We start from the raw sequence: 18,476 nt of genomic DNA, 5'->3' as shown, positions 1-18,476 counted from the left end.
TAATCCTCTTTAATTTCATTAATTCTTGGGTTTAGGACATTTAAAATTTTCAGGATATTGAACCGATGCTTCACGAACACGATGTAATGCTGATCTAATAGCCACATAAGGATCGGTAGAATTCTTCATCACATAATCACTAAACGGTAATACAACATATCGATCGTTTATTTTACTAACTGCTAGTACTCCTAAGTCAAAATCATTATGAGTGTAGTACATTAATGGATTAAGAGCATAATTAGTAATTACCGAATCCGTCATATCTCTTGCGTTAGTACTACCGATTATCGGCAATACTAAATAAGGACCTGGGGCAACTCCATAATGTGCGAGGGTACTACCGAAAGTTTGACGATCAGACGGCAAACCTACTTTACCTGCCACGTCAAATAAACCGCCTATGCCAAGCGTCGTGTTAATGAGAAACCGCCAAACGCTTTTCATAGTTTTATCGTAATTTAACTGAAGCCCGTAATTTATCGCCGTAAGCGGTGTATCGACATTACTGACGAAACTATTAACGCGTGCTTTTACGTAATCATTCGTGATGTTCTTATAACCTACCGCTAAAGGACGCAATATTATATAATCTAACACAGAATTAAATACAAACACTTTACGGTTAAATTTTTCATATGGATCATAAACTTCCACGCAACCGTTTTCATTGCTTCCACCATTATAGTTATATATTTCATTATCAACATATTCAAGATCAGCTCTTATCGATAATGAACATAAAATAATGGATAATATAATTAATATTCTCATTGATTTATGCTGTTTTCTTACAAACAATAATACTATATTTATTGTTTTCCGCTAGTATTATTTCTTCCGAAGTTAATATAGTAAAATTATTTTTTTGTAAAAAATTATTTATTTCATTCAAGTTAAAAATAAATTCTTTGCGTTTTACTGAAAATTGTGTCTTCGTCGCATTCGGTAAACAAAGGGCAAAATACCCTTGTTTATTAAGAGATGAGTATATTAAATTAAAATATTCTATTAAATTGTTAGTAAACGATAATCCGCAAAAACTAAAAATAATATCAAATTTATTAGAGTTTTGTTTTAAAAATTCATCGATAGCAATATTATATATTTGATCGTAAATTTTAGTGTTCGGGTAATATGTTGCTTGTAACTTATTCATTAAAGCAGAAACTTCTACACCGGTTAAAGTCAAACGTTCCGGAAAACGTTTTTGTATTTCATAACCTACAAGCCCTATATTACTTCCCAGTTCCAAAATAGAGTAATTATCCGGTAAATCAGATATCTGCTTAAGTGCTTCATTAACAAACCTATAAGGAAGATGGATATTTTTATCGTTATTAAAAATAGTAGGATAATATTGTGCAGTTAAATCACGATATTTTCCACAAATTTCTTGAGGTATTTCAGTAATATCCTTATAATTTTTCAAAAAATTTATAAATATAGGTTTATATTTTTCATTAGATTTTTCTAAATATTCTATAGCTTGCCTGTAATTATTTTTTAAAAAATAAACCCATCCGAGTTGAGAATATACTTTAGAATCATTAGGATTAAAAAATTTATCGACTAGTTTAAACCTAAGTAATGCATCATTTAAATTACCTCTATATAAATGATCGAGTCCAAGTTGATAATTAGTTTCGGTTAAATGAGAGAATTTATATTTACAATCACTTATATAATTTTTAAATTCTAAAATTTTATTCTTAATAAAATTCGGTACATTTATTATAGTTAAGCAATAATGTTTGATTTTGTCTTTTATTTTACCGAGCATAGTTTAATTACTAAATTAATATTACTTACTATAATAAAGCATATCTTGATAAATTTTTAAATAAAATAATAATTTTACTTGTGAATTAATGGTATTGAAGCTAGGATGTACATGTTATTATATGTACATCAGTAGGTAGCTCATGAACTCAATTAGCGGCACTTCATTTAGAAAAAACTTAAGCTCTGTACTAAATACCGTAGAAAACGATCATGTCCCTTATCTTATTAAAAGAAAGAATCATAAGAATATTATTCTTTTAACCGAAGAAGAATATGAATCTACAAAAGAAACATTATATTTATTATCTAATCTGGGGCTAATGCGAATCGAATAAAAAAATCTATCGAACAAGCAAAAAGAGGAGAGTTTGCTAAAGTTAATTTAGATGATTGAGATTGAGTAGACACTAGAATCAGCGGAGGATTTAGCGTATTGGAAAAAATACGATATTAAAAAATATGAACGTATTAAACTTCTAATAAAAAATATCCAAGAAGCACCGGTTACAGGTATAGGTAAGCCCGAACCTTTAAAACATATATTATCAGGTTTATGGTCACGTAGAATTAACCACGAACATAGACTAATATATTCTGTCAATACTAAACAAATTATAATATATAATTGTAGCTTTCATTTAATACGGACTCAAACTATGTCAATTATTTCTACGAGGCTAAGTTCTATAAAACCGTCGCCGACCCTTGCAGTCGTTAAAAAAACTCTTGAACTTAAAAAAGCGGGAGTTGATATTATCACACTCGGTGCCGGTGAGCCTGATTTTGATACGCCTGACAATATTAAGGAAGGAGCGATTAAAGCGATTAAAGACGGCTTTACTAAATATACTAACGTTGAGGGTATGCCTCTTTTAAAGCAAGCAATAAAAGACAAATTCAAACGTGAAAATAATATAGATTACGAACTTGATGAAATAATAGTAAGCACCGGCGGTAAACAAGTTATATATAATTTGTTTATGGCATCTTTAGACCAAGGGGATGAGGTAATTATTCCAGCACCCTATTGGGTTTCATATCCTGATATGGTTGCACTTAGCACAGGAACACCTGTTTTTGTAAATTGCGGAATTGAAAATAACTTTAAATTAAGTGCAGAAGCTTTAGAACGTTCAATTACGGATAAAACTAAGTGGCTTATTATTAACTCACCTAGTAATCCAACAGGTGCAAGCTATAATTTTGAAGAACTAGAAAATATTGCTAAAGTTTTAAGAAAATATTCACATGTAAACGTAATGTCCGATGATATTTACGAGCATATTACTTTTGATGATTTTAAATTTTATACATTAGCCCAAATAGCACCTGATTTAAAAAAGAGAATATTTACCGTAAACGGAGTATCTAAAGCTTATTCTATGACGGGTTGGCGTATAGGCTACGGTGCAGGCTCTAAAACTTTGATTAAAGCAATGACTATTATTCAGTCGCAAAGTACTTCAAACCCTTGTTCAATAAGTCAAATGGCTGCTATTGAAGCATTAAACGGTCCTCAAGATTATATAAAGCCTAATGCTTTAAATTGTCAAAAAAAGCGTGATCTTGCTTTATCAATTTTGAAAAGAGTAAAATATTTTGAATGCTATAAGCCGGAAGGGGCGTTTTACTTATTTGTTAAATGCGATAAAATATTTGGGCATAAAACTAAATCAGGAACAATTATTGCAAATAGTAATGATTTTGCCGAATATTTACTTGAAGAAGCAAAAGTTGCAGTAGTACCTGGTATCGCTTTCGGCTTAGAGGGATATTTTAGAATCTCTTATGCTACTTCTATGGAAGAGCTAGAAAAAGCTTGTATTAGAATTGAGAAAACAATTGATGTCATTCCTGCTTAAGGCTTTGCATGGATACCAAATCGTCATTGCGAGCAGCCATAGGCTGCGTGACAATTTCGTCAAATATCCTGAGATTGCTTCGTCACTTACTTCGTAATTTCCTCGCAATGACGGAAAAGTTAAAAAGCCACCTAAATCAACAAAAAAATAATGCGGAAAGTTTTTAAAAAATTTTTAAAAAATAATAAATACGTACTTAGTATAATTACTATTTTACTATATTGGTATTTGCGTTTTGTTTACTTTACTTCAAAGCAGAAATTTATATTTTACGATAACGGCAATAAGGAAAAATTCCTAAACGAACAAGGGGTAATCTTTGCATTTTGGCATAATATGCTTGCCTTAAGTCCGTCTATGTTTATAGGACATAAAAATATCTATGCTTTAATATCACCGCATTTAGACGGAAAAATTTTAAACGATCTAGTAGGAAAATTCGGTTGCAGAGTGATAGTAGGTTCTACTAATAAAAATCCAATTGGAGCTTTACGTAATATTATAGGTAAGTTATCTCAAGGTGCAAATATAATAGTCACGCCGGACGGTCCTAAAGGACCGGTATATAAAGTAAATAGCGGTATTACCGAAATTGCCTATAGATATAACACAAAACTTATTACTATAGTCAGCTCCACTTCTAGATGTTTCAGATTAAAAAGTTGGGATAAATTAATAATACCCCTACCGTTTGGTACCATTAAAATCATAGTTGGCTCGCCTTTAGAACTCACAAATGATAAAATACAAAACCATATAAGCCTTGAACAACAATTAGCAAGCTTAACAGAAAGTTTAAAGAAATGATGTTATTATATTATGCTTTAAGCTTTATATTATTACCTGTTTATTTTATCATAATTCTTATACGTTTATTAATAGGTAAAGAAGATATAAGACGCATCCAAGAGCGTTTTGCTATTGGCAAACACAGACAAGACGATTCATTAGACTTCATGCAAACGTCCGCTAATAAAGAGGAATTTAAAGGAGACACTTCACTGCGAACCACAACGTATACACTAATACGTGAGGATGAAGGGTTAGGATCAACGTATAAATTACCTTTAGAAGCAAGTGATGCACGAAGGCTGATATGGATTAATGCAGCAAGCATTGGCGAGTCTATGGTAGCTTTAACATTAATACATAATATAAGTAAACGCTACCCTGACGTTCGTTTTCTAGTAACTTCTTGGACTAACAGCTCCGCTAAAATATTAACTGCCAAATTACCTAAAATAGCAGTTCACCAATTTTTACCGATAGATAATATTATTTTTACTCGAAAATTTTTAAGAAATTGGCAACCTGATTTAGGCATTTTTATAGAATCGGAATTATGGCCGTGTACTATTAATGAGGGAGCAAAGCAGTGTAAATTACTACTAGTTAATGCTCGTATTTCCGATAAATCGTTTAAAGCTTGGCTACAAAGAAAAAGCTTTTTTCAGCTTATTCTCAAAAATTGCAGTAAAATTATCGTGCAAAGCGAACGTGACTTACAAAAATTCAATGAACTTGGCGTATCAGATGCAGTGAATTTAGGCAATATTAAATTTGCCAACGAAAAACTTCCGGTTAATCAAGAAGAGTTATCAAAATTAAGCTTACATTTAGACAATAAGCGAGTCGTGCTATTTGCCAGCACTCATCCCGAAGATGAAGAGGTGATTTTGCCCATAATCAAAAACCTAAAAGAGCAGTTTTTAGACTGCTATATTATCTTAATTCCAAGACATCCTGAGCGAGTTAAATCAATTATCGATAATTGTAAGTCACATAATTTATCCGCTACCGCTAAGTCACAAAATGATTTACCTGTTTTAAGCGATGATCTTTATATAGTTGATAGGTTCGGCGAAATGGGACTATTTTTTTCTGTAGCTACAATTTCTTTTATCGGCGGTTCTTTTAAACAAGGCGGGCATAATATTTTAGAAGCAGCATATTTCTCTAATTGTATTATATTCGGTCCCGATATGAGCAAAAACACTGATATCGCTAAAGGCGTACTGCAAAATGAAGCAGCTATCCAAATCAAAAACGGTGAAGATTTACTAACTAAACTAACATATCTACTCAGGTCTAATAATGCTCTAGAACTTACAACTTACCGCGAAAATGCTTTAAAATTTATTAAGGACAACCAAAAAGTCCTAGATGAATATTTAAACGTAATTACGAAGTTTCTTTGATAGAATTTAACTAAAAACTCTTATTCTCCTAAAAGCTCTATAGTAAATTCAGGATCTACGTGACTGATTTCTATACTTCCGTTATTTTCTAGTATTTTCTTATTCAAATACCTATAATACCCACTACTTATAGGCAAAGAACAATCATTCACCTTTATAAACGGTTAAGGCCGGATACCATTGGTTATGCAAAATTATAGGTGGGTTTGGCAACGATAACTTATTTAATTTTCCGTCTCTACCGTAATGTATCTTTAAAAAAGCAGGATCTGCTTTAGGCATATTTGCCCCATCAGAATATTTTAAAATTAGCGAAATCTCAAAAGTTTCTCCTGTATCTTCTGTAGTATCAGGGACAATCATGCTTCTAAATTCTTTAATCTTACTATACGCTTGTTATTTAATCTTAATGTTAAGGAAGCTTCAATTGTCTCTTCCAACACAATACCGCACTTATAACCGTTTTCGGTTTTAAATTCTTTTTGAACAACTTTAAGCTTAGTAGGTTCAGAAAATATAAATTTTTCCTTACCGGTGCTGTTAAAAATCACTTCCCGGACCGACGACTTCTATTGTACCGATTGTCACTTTATAAGCATTTGAAAGGGTTTTAGCTCCAATCTTTGCACTATCTACCAGTTTTTTTCCGTATATTTTAGCCTTTTCTCTTTTAGAGGTAGGAGTATTAGGGGAAGTTTGCTCTAAAGGATCTACACGATTAGTTGTCATCGACTGAGTGGGAGTACTCGTATTACCTCGAGACGAAGGATACTTAAGTAAAATAACTTTGTTATATAAGTTATTTTACTTTCAGCATCAGTACCGAGTACTGCTATTTGTCCACTTCCTATCTTATAGGCGTTTTCTATAATTTTACTTCCTGTGACGGTAACTTTTACTGCCCCTTCTACTGCTTTATAACATGCATAACCGGCACATACTATAATAACTTCAAGCAATTCGGCATCATTGTCACTATAATTAGCTTGTCTCCTACGATGCTCTTCGGCAACATAAATTTGTGCAGCATATTCCTCTTGTGTCCTTGACATAAAATGCTCTTCATTTAAACTAATAATAACAATTAATGTAAGATTTTCTATGATTAAGTCAATATAAATCTTTTATTATAAAGTAACAAACCGAAAATTATTTATTAATAGATAGTTTTGTAGTTAGAGAGATATTATAAATACAAGTTTAGAATAAGCACTTATCCTAAATTCGCCTTTGTTTGCTTTGAAAAGGTGTGAGTGAGTATTCACGAGTTTTTTACTGTCACCTAGTTCAATTGACCACGGGAAGGTATTATTGCGTGGATAGAAAAACGTATTCGGTGTCATACCGTGGTTTGACCACGGTATTCATAAAAATAACTAGTATTAGGTGTTTTTATATTTTTACTGGATCCCACGATCAAGTCACGGGATGAGAGGACAGAATTGTGTCTGCACAACAACGCATGCTCACAATGACGATTTGGTATCCACGCGGGAATGACATTGAAGCTATGAAACAAGCCCATTAACCTTGCGTAATGGCAGCTACTTCATCGGCAAAGTTTTTTTCTTCGTGTTCTATACCTTCACCAAGTTCGTATCTAATAAATTTGGCAATTTTAATTTCTGCACCGAGTTCTTTTTCAGCATTTTTAATTACTTCCGCAACGGTAAGTTTAGGTTCAAATAAGAAATTTTGCTGAAGTAATACAACTTCTGAGAAGAATTTACGTATTCTACCTTCTACCATTTTTGCTATAATATTATCAGGCTTTCCTTCTTCTTTAGATTTTTCAAAAAATACTTTTCTCTCACGCTCTACGAGTGCTTGATCCAAGCTTGAATCATCTATACTTTGCGGGTTATTTCCTGCTACATGAACAGCAATTTGTTTAGCTAAAGCTTCTAGTTTTGCTTTATCTTTTGCGTTAGACGCAAGACCTACTAATACGGAAATTTTTCCTAAATTCGGTACAACTTCATTATGCACGTACGAACCGATTGCTCCTTCAGATATCTCTAATATATCCATACGACGTAATGTTAAATTTTCACCGATTGTAGCGATATTTTCTATAATTTCTTCTTCAACTGATTTACCACTTTGCATTTTAAATGTTTTTAGCGTGTCTATAGTTTTTGCAATTACTGCAAGATTTGCAATATCCTTAACTAGATCCTGAAACTGCTCATTTCTAGCAACAAAATCTGTTTCGGAATTTACTTCAATTACCACTCCGGTAAGCCCATCAACTTTTGCAGCCGTTAAACCTTCAGAAGCAATGCGTCCGGCTTTCTTTGCAGCAGCAGCTAAACCTTTCTTACGAAGAAAATCAATAGCTTCTTCAAAATTACCGCTGGTTTCTATTAATGCTTTTTTGCAATCCATCATACCTGCACCGGTTTTTTCTCTTAATTCTTTAACTGCTGCAGCACTTATATTTATTTCACTCATACCTTACTTTCTCCTTAATTATTATATTTGGCTTGGGTTGTAGCTCGAAGAACGACCCCGGTGTCACCCCGTGGATTGCTCCTGGGGTCCATAAAAACAATTTAAAATACTAATATTATTAATATTAGTATTTCAAGCTGGATCCCGCGATCAAGTCGCGGGATGACAATGGGAAATCCGATCCATGCAACAACACTTATGCATTATCAGAATTTTTATTTTCATCGGCATCATTTAATGCTTGCTCAAATTCTGTATTTGTCTCTTCATCAATATTTTTCGTTTTAGAGAATTTTTTAGTTTGTTTTAATTTAGAAACATTTTTAGAAGTTAACCCCTTATCTGTATGCTCTTGCATAGCACCCATATCAACTCCTGAAGCTTTCATTGATTCTTCAAGTCCTTGTAATGCCGCATCTGCAAATAAACTACAATAAAGTCTTATTGCTCTTATAGAATCATCATTACCCGGAATAGGATAATCTACATTATCAGGATTAGAATTAGTATCAACTACTGCAACTATAGGAACATTAAGCTTTACCGCTTCATTAATTGCGATATGCTCTTTATTAGTGTCAATAACTACTAGAAGATCAGGTTTAGAATTAAGATTTCTAATACCGGCAAGAGATAGAAGTAATTTATCTTTCTTACGACTCATATTGAGTATCTCTTTCTTAGTATAACCCATAAGTGCTTCTTCGTTTTCTAAGGTTTTGTCTAACTTATTTAGCTTTTCTATTGAACCCGCAATAGTTTTCCAGTTAGTTAGCATACCACCAAGCCATCTATGATTTACGTAATACTGCCCGCATTTTTCGGCATATTCCGCTATAATATCGCTTGCCTGTATTTTAGTACTTACAAATAATATTTTACCGTCTTTTTTTACAGTTTCATATATTGCATTCAAAGCAACGCTCATTAAAGCGACACTTTGTCTTAAATCGATTATATGAACATCATCACGTTCACCATATATATAAGATGCCATTTTAGGATTCCAGCGTGAGGTCTTGTGACCGAAATGCACGCCCGCATCTAATAATGCTTTAATGTTAACAGATGGTATTTTCGACATTTTTAAATTCTCCTAATTGTTAGTTTATACCTCCGTAAGATGTCCATTCTAATGAACTAACATATATCTTACGTGTGAATTTTTTGCTTAAGTTTTGGATAATCGTCATTGCGAGCAGCCGTAGACTGCGTGGCAATCTCATCAAATATCCTGTGAGATTGCTTCGTCAATTATTACATAATTTCCTCGCAATGACGACTTACAAGCCCATAAATTATATACGCATATTGCGTAATTTACAAGCTTTTATTCTTTTCGCCAAATAGTAGTACCATCAGGTCGATCTTCTAGAATTATTTTTTCCTCTAATAACTGGTTACGAATTTGATCGGCTAATAACCAATTTTTTTGTTTTTTTGCTTCCAAACGCTTATTTACAAGCTCATTTACATAGAGTTCATCCACACCGCTATTAAACCACTCGTGTGGAGTCTTATTCATTAAACCAATAAAATTAGCACAAGTAATAATAGCAGAGGCGTTAAGCTGCCTTTCTTCTTCAGTTTTAGAAATAAAAACACCTTTAGCGTAGTCATTAATGATTTTAACGGCAAGCGGCGTATTCATATCATCAAGTAAGCTTTGCATGAAATCATGAGGTAAATCTATTTTCTGCACATTAATATTTTCTATAGCTCTATACCAATAATCTAAAGTTTTCTTAGCATCTTCTATAGCTTTATCATTATAATCAAGAGGACGCCTATAGTGACTACTTAATAAAAATAACCTTACTACTTCTCCTTGAATTTGTTTATCCATTAAATCCCTTACAGTAATAAAATTACCAAGAGATTTACTCATTTTCTCACCGTTAACCGTTAGAAACCCATTATGTACCCAATATTTAGCATAGGTAGAACTTGGAAAAGCACATCTACTTTGAGCAATCTCATTGGTATGATGCGGAAAGATTAAATCTGCTCCGCCGCCGTGAATATCAAAATTCTCACCTAAATATTTGTAGCTCATGGCTGAACATTCAATATGCCATCCAGGGCGACCAAGTCCCCAGGGGCTTTCAAAATTCATATTTGCCGATTCATTTTGCTTTGCCGGTTTCCATAATACAAAATCTTGTGGATTTTTTTTGGTTTTACTATTTTCTACATGCACTCCCTCAAACATTTCTTCTAAATTTCGGTTAGATAATTCCGTATAATTTGGCGCTGATAAAACATCAAAATAAACATGATTATCAGCAATATATGCGTGATCTTTTGCTATTAAGCGTTCTATTATTGCGATCATTACATCAATATGCTTTGTAGCTTTCGGCTCAATACTAGGTAGCATACAACCTAAATATGCCATATTTTTATGAAACTCTTTCGTAACTTTATCAGTCAACTCATCAATAGTAACACCAAGTAGTGCAGCTCTATCGATAATTTTATCGTCAACATCCGTAATGTTACGTACATATTTTACTGCCTTCTCACCGAATATTTTTATAACTATACGATAAAGTAAATCATATACTACTCCCGACCTACTATTGCCTATATGAGGATTATAATAAACAGTCGGTCCACATACATACATTTTTACGTTAGCTTGATCTTGAGGATTAAAAACCTCTTTAGTACGACTAAGAGTGTTATATAAGTGAAATTGAATTTGCATATTTTATATTTACCAAAAACTGAAGTACATTTCTTTCAAAAGTAGTATTACATAGTCCTTTTGAAACAAGTTTAAAATTCGGAGTATACATTAGCTTGTGATATATTAAACACATTTTGGCTAAAAAATTTATTGGTTAACAAAAATTAGTAATTAATAGTTCACATAAGTTAACAAAAATTATATAATTTGCCTCGTTTGTATTTAAAAAATAATAACTAATCGAGGTTTGAATGAATTTACAAAATTCCCACTCAAAAAAATATGTTTTAACTTTTTTCATGTCAACATGTTTGTTGACTAGTAGCTTTTTAAGTACAAGTGCTAGAGCGGCAAGCTTTAAAGATTTAGTTAGTAAAACCCCGGCATGGGAAAAGCACAATTCAACACAGCAACAAAATATTTGGAAAGATTTGACTCCAAATGAAAAAATCAAAAAATGGCAAGAAGCAGCTTTAGTTCCTAGTTTTACTCAAGCACAAAATGATCTAGGAATAAAGTATAAGGAAACAGATTTATCAAGTTTTTTAGATAATACTAGACATAAAGCAAGACAAGCAAGAGCTGAAATTTTATTATACATCGAAAGAGTAAAACAACAGGATTTTGATACAAAAAAACAAGCATATATTAATCAAGGTGTAGTTCCTACAGATATAGAAGCAGCAACAAATCTTGGAATAAGTTATGACCCTAGCAAAATAGACAATAATGTAGAACACGATCAAAAGGTACGTCGTGCAGAAAAAGACAAAAAAGCAGTAATCGAACTATATGTCAGCTCAATAAACAGAGGTATTAAATACAAACATTATGTTGATAATGATATTATCCCTGAAATACAAGAAGTAAGGACTGCTCTTAACATGAATAAAGATGATGCACAATCTTTTGTTGCTTCAATAAGAACTGAAATTATGGAAAACGCAAAGGGACAATATATAGCCGATAGCCATATTCCTACAGAAAAAGAGTTAAAAAAGAAGTTTGGTATATCTCGTGATGATAATAGAGACGGCTATATTAAGTCAATAAGACTTAAAGTTATGGACAAAGAAAAGCCACAATATATAGCCGATAGCCATATTCCTACAGAAAAAGAGCTAGAGCAGAAATTTGGTGCTGATAAAGGTGAGGCAACAAACTATATCGCATCAATAGCAACTCAGATGATGCTTGATAAAAAATCGTACTATATAGATAATAATATTATCCCTAACGCTGACGAATTAATGAATGAATTTAAGATAGGGCCAGTAAAAGCAACTTCTTATATAAACCAAATAAGAGCCGGAATAGAAGCAAACCAGTTTCTAAACAACAATGATACTACTAAACCATCTACCGGACGCTCTCAAAAAAAGAGCGGAAGCAAAAACGACCATTGGTATATGTCAAATCAAAGTATAAATAATACAGGAACATCTGCACGGATTGTCACGGGTAGAGAAAAGAAACAACGATATTTTTTTGATCCTATAAGTACTTTTAAAACTTACTTTAATACTAAAGCAAGTAAGGGTAATTTAACGCAGTCTCAACACAATATAAATAGAATAATACAACAAGAAGAAAATATTGAAGAATTTAAAAATCTTATTAAAACAGATCCTATAGCAGCATTAACTCTTCAAGTAGATAGTAGTTATAAACAAGAAGCAGTAACGACTATCTTAAGTGATTTTAATGATGATACTATTCAAAGGGTATTATTTAGCAATGATAAGGGAAAATTAGATTTCAATACCAATATTGACGTTAAAAATAGACCTATTTTACAAGAATTACTAGAAAATAGTTCTTCTGAAGAAAAAACTAAATTTGCTGAAAGAATTCAAGACTATGCAACACGAAATATATCTAATAGTCAATTTGAAGAAAAGGCACGATTAGATCTTATCAAACTAGCAGCAAGTAAAGATAAGAGTTCAGTAGAAAACTTTTTAACTCTGCAATTAGAGTTAAAAAACAGAATGCAACCCTATGTTGTAAACAGCGTCTATATTTTAACACCAGAAATAGTAAAAGAAATAAATATAGAACTAAAAAATAAAGGGCTAATAAGAGATAGTTTAACTAAAGACTATATGATTAAACTAGCAAAAGAAGTAAATAACCACACATTAAATTCAGTAATTAAAGTAATATTATCTGATAGTAAAATACTCAGCAATGAAACCAATAAAATTTTAGGGTTAGCAGTAAGTAATAATGCAAATAATTTAGAACAAACACAAAGCGGCATTCCGAATCCACCACCGCTACCGCTAAATGGGGGTATTCCAAATCCACCACCTCTACCGCTAAACGGAAGCATGCCACCACCACCCTTACATTCTCAAGGCTTTAGTAGCAACTCTAAACATTTTGATTTAAATCAGTTACAAACAGAATATCCTCACATACATTCATTATATGTTCAGTTTACTCACAATACTACTGTTCAATCAAAAGCACCACTTCAACCTACAGCTTCTAGTGCAACCAGCACAGGCAGAAGCACGCCAGAGACAGCTTATGCCAAACTATATGCAGAATATAGAACTGAGACAGGAGGTACAAAAGCTAATGATTTACAAGATCAGCTTATAAAAAGACAAGCTGATCTTACAAATGTTATACGTCAAATATTAACAGAATCATACGCCAACCAAGGAGCTGACGAGAAAACTCTTTTAAATTTATTTAGCATTTCAACCCCTGAAATCGCAGAAAAAGCTAAAGAAGCTTTTAACACCCTTGCTCAAGACCAGTATATAAAAGATATAACCGTAAATGGTAAGAAAACAATAACAAGCGAAGAGATAATTAAAAATCTTTTCAATGAAGACACTGATGATGCAATAAAACGTATTTTATTATCGTCATGTAAAATATCTGAAGAATTAAAGAGACCTATTAAACTTGAATTCAATAAATCAGAATTGATTAGAGAGTTACAGGGCAAACAAAATCCGTTTAAACAATTAGAATTTGCCTATATTAATACAAAAAATTTCGATCAAGATATATTTGGCAATAGAATCGACGAGTTAATTAACAACCCTAATATATTAACTATAGTACAACAAGCTACTTTTTTAACAAAAGAAGATACAAACTTAAGAAAAACAATTAATTCTGATCAAGCACAGGCTAAACTTGATGATTTAAGAACAGCTATTTTAAGCACAATAAAAATTGAAGAATTAATTACAGCAAATTTACCTCAACATGATTTTATTGCTATAGTAAAGGAAAAAGACCCCGAATTATTAAAAGAGTTTTTAAAAGCTACTACTCTCACAGTAACAGGTAATAATAATTTAGATCAATTAAGATTAGCTTTGCCTTCATTTACAGGCATGAGCAATGAACAAATAAGAATTCTTTCTAATAAATTAAAGATGTCTATAATATTAAAAGCTCTTAAAGAGTGCTCGCAAGAAAAAGCTACACAATACATCCATACCGGAAACATGCCACCACCACCACCGCCACCACCGCCACTGCCTGATTCACAAGATTTGGAATTAGCTTATCTAAAAAGTTTAGGGATTACTAAAGCAAATACATCTACTTTTAAAACCACTCCAAAAACTTATCACTTTAGCTCCGATATAGCTTTAAGATATAAAGAATTTACTTTATCAGGACAAAAATCAGCAGGATATAAAGCAAAATACTCCGATGCCGATTTATTGAAAAAAGCTATAGTGGAATCAGTAGCATTTGAGCATTCAAAAAATTTATCTAAAGCTCATCAAAATAATAAGTATTTTGAACAAATCCAAAAAGCAGTCAACACTATGTACTCTAGCTTTATAGGTCATAGAACTGAACTAGAACAAAAAATACATAATATTTATACTTCTAAACTTTTGGAATTAACAAAAGATAAAGAATTTATTAAATATGTTGAAGATAATATTATACTTAACAAAAAATTAACGAAGGCGTTTACTTCCGCTGACTCTGATTTTATAGATTCTAGAACTGAACTAGAACAAAAAATACATAATATTTATATACAGCAATTGACAAAATATCCAGAGGAAGAGGTAAAAGAGGCATTTAATACTGCTAGCCTTGATTTTATAGGTCCTAGAACTGAAATAGGGCAAGAAGTACATAATATTTATAAATCTCAACTTTTAGAGTTAACAAAAGATACAGAATTGTGTCTATTTACTCAACAAGTACTAGCAGAGGCTACTGAACTAGAACAAAAATATGGTAGTGATATTCAATCAGAAAATAGTAACAATGAAAAGAAAGTAGAGCGTTTAGATCAGGAAAAATTACAATTATTCAAACAAGAAAACGAAGCTACAAATGACGAATCCTCAACAAAGGATGATACACAACCTGAAGATAGCAATAAAAAGTCAGAGCAATCTGATTCAAAAACCGCTTTATCACCGAGATTATTGAGTTCTAACGATAGCAAAAATGATAAATCATCAGATGACAAAAAATCACTTCTAGCATTAAGATCTAGTGATGAAGACGATACAGGGTATGCAACTGATGAAGAAGAATTAGAAGAAAGCAATAGCACCACTGACGAAGAATTAAAAAAAGATGTAGTTTTAGAAAGCGAAGATGAAGCTATCGATGTGTCATTCAAAACTGAAGCAATTACAGAACAAGATGAGGTGACACAGAGACAACAGGTATCTGATGATACTAGTGGGAAAGTAGCAATATTAGTTCAGGCGACTTCAACTCTTCACAAACCTGTTCACTATAATATAAATGATAGATTAACGGTTGCTGCAATAGGAGCCGGTGATGAAGAAACTAGTATAAACAGAGGGGTATGGATTAGCGGCTTATACGGCATCAACAAACAAAGAATTTGGAAGAATATTCCAAAATATCAAAATCGTACAACCGGCATAACCATCGGGACTGATGCTGAATTCATCAATAGTCATGATGTTATAGGAATAGCTTATAGCCGTTTGGAATCCCAAATTAAATATAATAAAAAACTAGGGAAAACAACAGTTAACGGTCATCTTTTAAGCATTTACAGTCTAAAAGAACTAATTAAAGGTTTCTCATTGCAGACTATAACATCTTACGGTCATAATTATATTAAGAATAGATCTAAAAATATTAATAATATAATTGGAAAATATCAAAACAATAGTTTAAGTTTTCAAACTTTATTAAATTATAAATATCGTACAAAATACGATTTACATTTTATTCCTAATATCGGTTTTCAATATGATTATTCAAGAGCTAGCAACTATAAAGAGTATAATGTAGATATAGAAAATCTCATGATTCAAAAGAAATCAAATCAATTATTTGAAAGTAGCCTTGGCGGTAAAATAGTGTTTAAGCCTATAGTGACCACAAACAATATAGTATTAACACCAAGTTTGTATGGTAATATTGAGCATCACTTCAATAATAAAAATACAAAAGTTAATGCAAAAGCGACTTTTAAAGGACAAACATTACAAGAAACAATTATTACACTAAAACAACCTAAGCTTGGATATAATATTGGTAGTAATATACTTATGAGTAGAAAAAATATCAATGTTCTACTTGAGTATAATTATTATACGCATAGAAAGTATCAAAGCCATCAAGGGCTTATTAAACTAAAAGTCAATTTGTAAATCACCAATAGAAAATTTAAATAAGGATAAGCTTTTCCTAAGAGCTTATCCTTTCTTAATGAATAAACTTATTAACAAAACTCCTGCATAGAATACTGGAGTACTAAATATAGTAAAAAATAAAATGAATAGCTATTAAGTACAATATGACCTAATTGATCAAAAGGAAAAATACTAAATAAGCTCATAATACCAATTACAATAAAAGTATCGATAAATAAAGAAATTGCCGTACTAAAATTATTTCTGATCCATAAATAGATATTAATATCAACAAGTTGAGCTATATAACAGGCAAAAGTTGATACTAAAAAAGATATTAGTAGCTTCCAATTTATCCATGAGACTTATTATTAAAACTACTATTATATTAAAAATAATAGCAAGCTTTACACAAAAATTGGCTCTTTCTTTACCGTAAAACTCAGCTATTAAATCCGTTAATAAAAAAGTTAACGGGTAAAAAATTGCTCCTATAGATAATTCAAGAATATAAAAATTAAAAATATTAAGGTAAACAAATTTTTGCTATATTAAGTTTCCTACTATAATAAGGACTGTAAAAAACGTACATAAGATGATATAAATTTTTTCTTTTATATTAAATTCTATAGACATTTCTAAAATTATTTTAGGTGCAAAAATATTGCTGTACTCTAATAATATATATTGGGAGTTCTGAAAACTATACTAAATTCTCTGATGTCATGCCATTGATCCATAGGTGTTGTTACATGACGCCTGTTATGTCATTCCCGCAAAAGCAGGAATCCAGTACTTTTATCTGTCACCCCGTGGTCAAGCCACGGGGTGACACAGTGGATTTTACCGATCCACACAACAATACCAACAAAGGTAGACAATGACAAGTATGAGAGATATTACTAAGATAAAGCTGTAACTATTTAGCTATAGGTAAACTATTTTCTGCTTGATTTTCTTCAATTTCATTAATCTTAGAAACTAAATCAGATTTCTTTTTTGAGGAAAGGTTAGCAAGTACTATTGCATTTATTAAAAATAATGTTGTAAGTATTATAGTGCTTTTAGTAAGAAAATTACCGACTGTTTTAGCACTGACTACTCCCATATTATTACCGCCGCTTATACTACTAATTCCATCCGATCCGCTACGCTGCATCAGAATAACTATAATTAGCAATATTGCAATAGTAATATGTACAAAAAGAAGAATGTCTATCATATAATAAAATAATCGTTACCGTATTTTAAATGTAAATCATACATTAGTTTTATATTATTTGCAACTTAGCTTTTAAAATAAACATAATACTATAATAGTATCTGACAGAAACTAGACTAAAATCATCATATGAGTTTTTCAAGAAAGGTTAAAAACTCACAAAGCTTAGGATGTGTGGTGGTGCTACTAGGGGGAATCGAACCCCCGACCTCTTCATTACCAATGAAGTGCTCTACCCCTGAGCTATAGTAGCAAGATTATTTCAAACCCTTTTTGCCACATATTTGTCATTAAATCAAGAAAAATTTTGGAAATTCGTTTACTCTTTACAAAAAAGCTCTTATTCAATCTCTTCATTCGCTCCACTTATATGTACCCATCATAAGATGCTATTGTAGTTTCATTAGCATGCATCCCAAATTCTTTCTGTAAATAATCACTTAAAATCTTTAGTGTTTTTTCTTTGGTTTGGCATGCTAATATCATTTTATTATCTTGTACTAACTTGTGTAATTTGGGTATCTCTTCTGCAGTAACAAGCCTCATTGCCAAACAACCATTTTCTTCTTATTGTAGAAGGTCAGCCGTTACACTCGTAGTAACTCTATGACATGTACCGAATAAGTCTAGATCTATCCTTGA

The 18,476-nt window shown here is 31.8% G+C and carries 15 protein-coding genes, 1 tRNA gene and 3 pseudogenes; 6 read left to right on the top strand and 13 right to left on the bottom strand.

Translation table 11 applies throughout. The features are described 5' to 3' along the window. Positions 1 to 18: 18 nt before the first annotated feature. Positions 19 to 774, bottom strand: a complete 756-nt coding sequence (locus tag RC_RS00635) for an MlaA family lipoprotein (RefSeq protein WP_029374425.1) — start codon at positions 772 to 774, stop codon at positions 19 to 21. 4 nt (positions 775 to 778) lie between these two features. Next, on the bottom strand, positions 779 to 1,783 hold the full coding sequence (locus RC_RS00630) for a methyltransferase domain-containing protein (RefSeq protein WP_010976802.1): 1,005 nt from the start codon (positions 1,781 to 1,783) through the stop codon (positions 779 to 781). Positions 1,784 to 1,925: 142 nt separating this feature from the next. On the opposite strand from RC_RS00630, the gene RC_RS00625 reads away from it, so the two are divergent. The 5 genes and pseudogenes from RC_RS00625 to waaA all read left to right on the top strand — a co-directional run bounded on the left by RC_RS00625 (position 1,926) and on the right by waaA (position 5,845). Further along, positions 1,926 to 2,120, top strand: a complete 195-nt coding sequence (locus RC_RS00625) for a type II toxin-antitoxin system Phd/YefM family antitoxin (protein WP_010976801.1) — start codon at positions 1,926 to 1,928, stop codon at positions 2,118 to 2,120. An 87-nt stretch (positions 2,121 to 2,207) separates the two neighbouring features. After that, positions 2,208 to 2,411: pseudogene (locus RC_RS10675) on the top strand (Txe/YoeB family addiction module toxin); the annotation flags it as partial. Between the two features lie 30 nt (positions 2,412 to 2,441). Continuing rightward, positions 2,442 to 3,647 (top strand): pyridoxal phosphate-dependent aminotransferase, encoded by a 1,206-nt coding sequence (locus RC_RS00620; RefSeq protein ID WP_010976800.1) that lies wholly within the window; start codon positions 2,442 to 2,444, stop codon positions 3,645 to 3,647. Between the two features lie 150 nt (positions 3,648 to 3,797). Further along, positions 3,798 to 4,454, top strand: coding sequence for a lysophospholipid acyltransferase family protein (locus RC_RS00615; protein ID WP_010976799.1), 657 nt, complete (start codon positions 3,798 to 3,800; stop codon positions 4,452 to 4,454). Continuing rightward, complete coding sequence (waaA, locus tag RC_RS00610; protein ID WP_010976798.1) at positions 4,451 to 5,845, top strand: lipid IV(A) 3-deoxy-D-manno-octulosonic acid transferase; 1,395 nt, start codon at positions 4,451 to 4,453, stop codon at positions 5,843 to 5,845. The genes RC_RS00615 and waaA overlap by 4 nt, the downstream gene beginning before the upstream one ends. A 144-nt stretch (positions 5,846 to 5,989) precedes the next feature. Here waaA and RC_RS00605 read toward each other — a convergent pair whose 3' ends face one another. The 7 genes from RC_RS00605 to cysS all read right to left on the bottom strand — a co-directional run bounded on the left by RC_RS00605 (position 5,990) and on the right by cysS (position 11,009). Then, positions 5,990 to 6,208 carry a Sca4 family protein gene (locus RC_RS00605; RefSeq protein WP_010976797.1) on the bottom strand — a complete coding sequence of 73 codons (219 nt, stop codon included), beginning with the start codon at positions 6,206 to 6,208 and terminating at the stop codon, positions 5,990 to 5,992. Continuing rightward, entirely contained in the window at positions 6,205 to 6,396 is a 192-nt protein-coding gene (locus tag RC_RS00600) for a hypothetical protein (RefSeq protein ID WP_010976796.1), read from the bottom strand. Before RC_RS00600 ends, RC_RS00605 begins: the two co-directional genes overlap by 4 nt. Further along, entirely contained in the window at positions 6,386 to 6,574 is a 189-nt protein-coding gene (locus RC_RS10035; protein WP_010976795.1) for a hypothetical protein, read from the bottom strand. Before RC_RS10035 ends, RC_RS00600 begins: the two co-directional genes overlap by 11 nt. Further along, positions 6,571 to 6,897 carry a hypothetical protein gene (locus RC_RS10030; RefSeq protein WP_010976794.1) on the bottom strand — a complete coding sequence of 109 codons (327 nt, stop codon included), beginning with the start codon at positions 6,895 to 6,897 and terminating at the stop codon, positions 6,571 to 6,573. Before RC_RS10030 ends, RC_RS10035 begins: the two co-directional genes overlap by 4 nt. Positions 6,898 to 7,369: 472 nt before the next feature. Then, positions 7,370 to 8,299 (bottom strand): translation elongation factor Ts, encoded by a 930-nt coding sequence (tsf, locus tag RC_RS00590; RefSeq protein ID WP_004996761.1) that lies wholly within the window; start codon positions 8,297 to 8,299, stop codon positions 7,370 to 7,372. Positions 8,300 to 8,495: 196 nt separating this feature from the next. Then, complete coding sequence (rpsB, locus tag RC_RS00585; protein WP_010976793.1) at positions 8,496 to 9,383, bottom strand: 30S ribosomal protein S2; 888 nt, start codon at positions 9,381 to 9,383, stop codon at positions 8,496 to 8,498. A 246-nt stretch (positions 9,384 to 9,629) separates the two neighbouring features. Beyond that, positions 9,630 to 11,009 carry a cysteine--tRNA ligase gene (gene cysS, locus RC_RS00580; protein WP_010976792.1) on the bottom strand — a complete coding sequence of 460 codons (1,380 nt, stop codon included), beginning with the start codon at positions 11,007 to 11,009 and terminating at the stop codon, positions 9,630 to 9,632. Positions 11,010 to 11,242: 233 nt separating this feature from the next. Here cysS and RC_RS00575 point away from each other — a divergent pair, with 233 nt between their 5' ends. After that, on the top strand, positions 11,243 to 16,630 hold the full coding sequence (locus RC_RS00575) for an autotransporter outer membrane beta-barrel domain-containing protein (protein WP_010976791.1): 5,388 nt from the start codon (positions 11,243 to 11,245) through the stop codon (positions 16,628 to 16,630). Positions 16,631 to 16,675: 45 nt separating this feature from the next. On the opposite strand, the pseudogene RC_RS07065 reads toward RC_RS00575, so the two are convergent. The 4 genes and pseudogenes from RC_RS07065 to RC_RS00560 all read right to left on the bottom strand — a co-directional run bounded on the left by RC_RS07065 (position 16,676) and on the right by RC_RS00560 (position 18,386). After that, positions 16,676 to 17,248, bottom strand: a pseudogene (locus RC_RS07065) (VUT family protein). 283 nt (positions 17,249 to 17,531) lie between these two features. Beyond that, positions 17,532 to 17,834: a preprotein translocase subunit SecG gene (gene secG, locus RC_RS00570; RefSeq protein ID WP_004996773.1), complete on the bottom strand. Its 303-nt coding sequence runs from the start codon at positions 17,832 to 17,834 to the stop codon at positions 17,532 to 17,534. 178 nt (positions 17,835 to 18,012) lie between these two features. Continuing rightward, positions 18,013 to 18,087 (bottom strand) — tRNA-Thr (locus RC_RS00565). An 87-nt stretch (positions 18,088 to 18,174) separates the two neighbouring features. After that, positions 18,175 to 18,386 (bottom strand): annotated as a pseudogene (locus tag RC_RS00560) (hypothetical protein). Between the last annotated feature and the right edge of the window lie 90 nt (positions 18,387 to 18,476).

It is taken from the genome of Rickettsia conorii str. Malish 7, from assembly GCF_000007025.1.
Classification (GTDB): Bacteria; Pseudomonadota; Alphaproteobacteria; order Rickettsiales; family Rickettsiaceae; genus Rickettsia; species Rickettsia rickettsii.
Note: the sequence above shows the minus strand (reverse complement) of the source record. Positions and strands in the feature narration are given on the sequence as shown.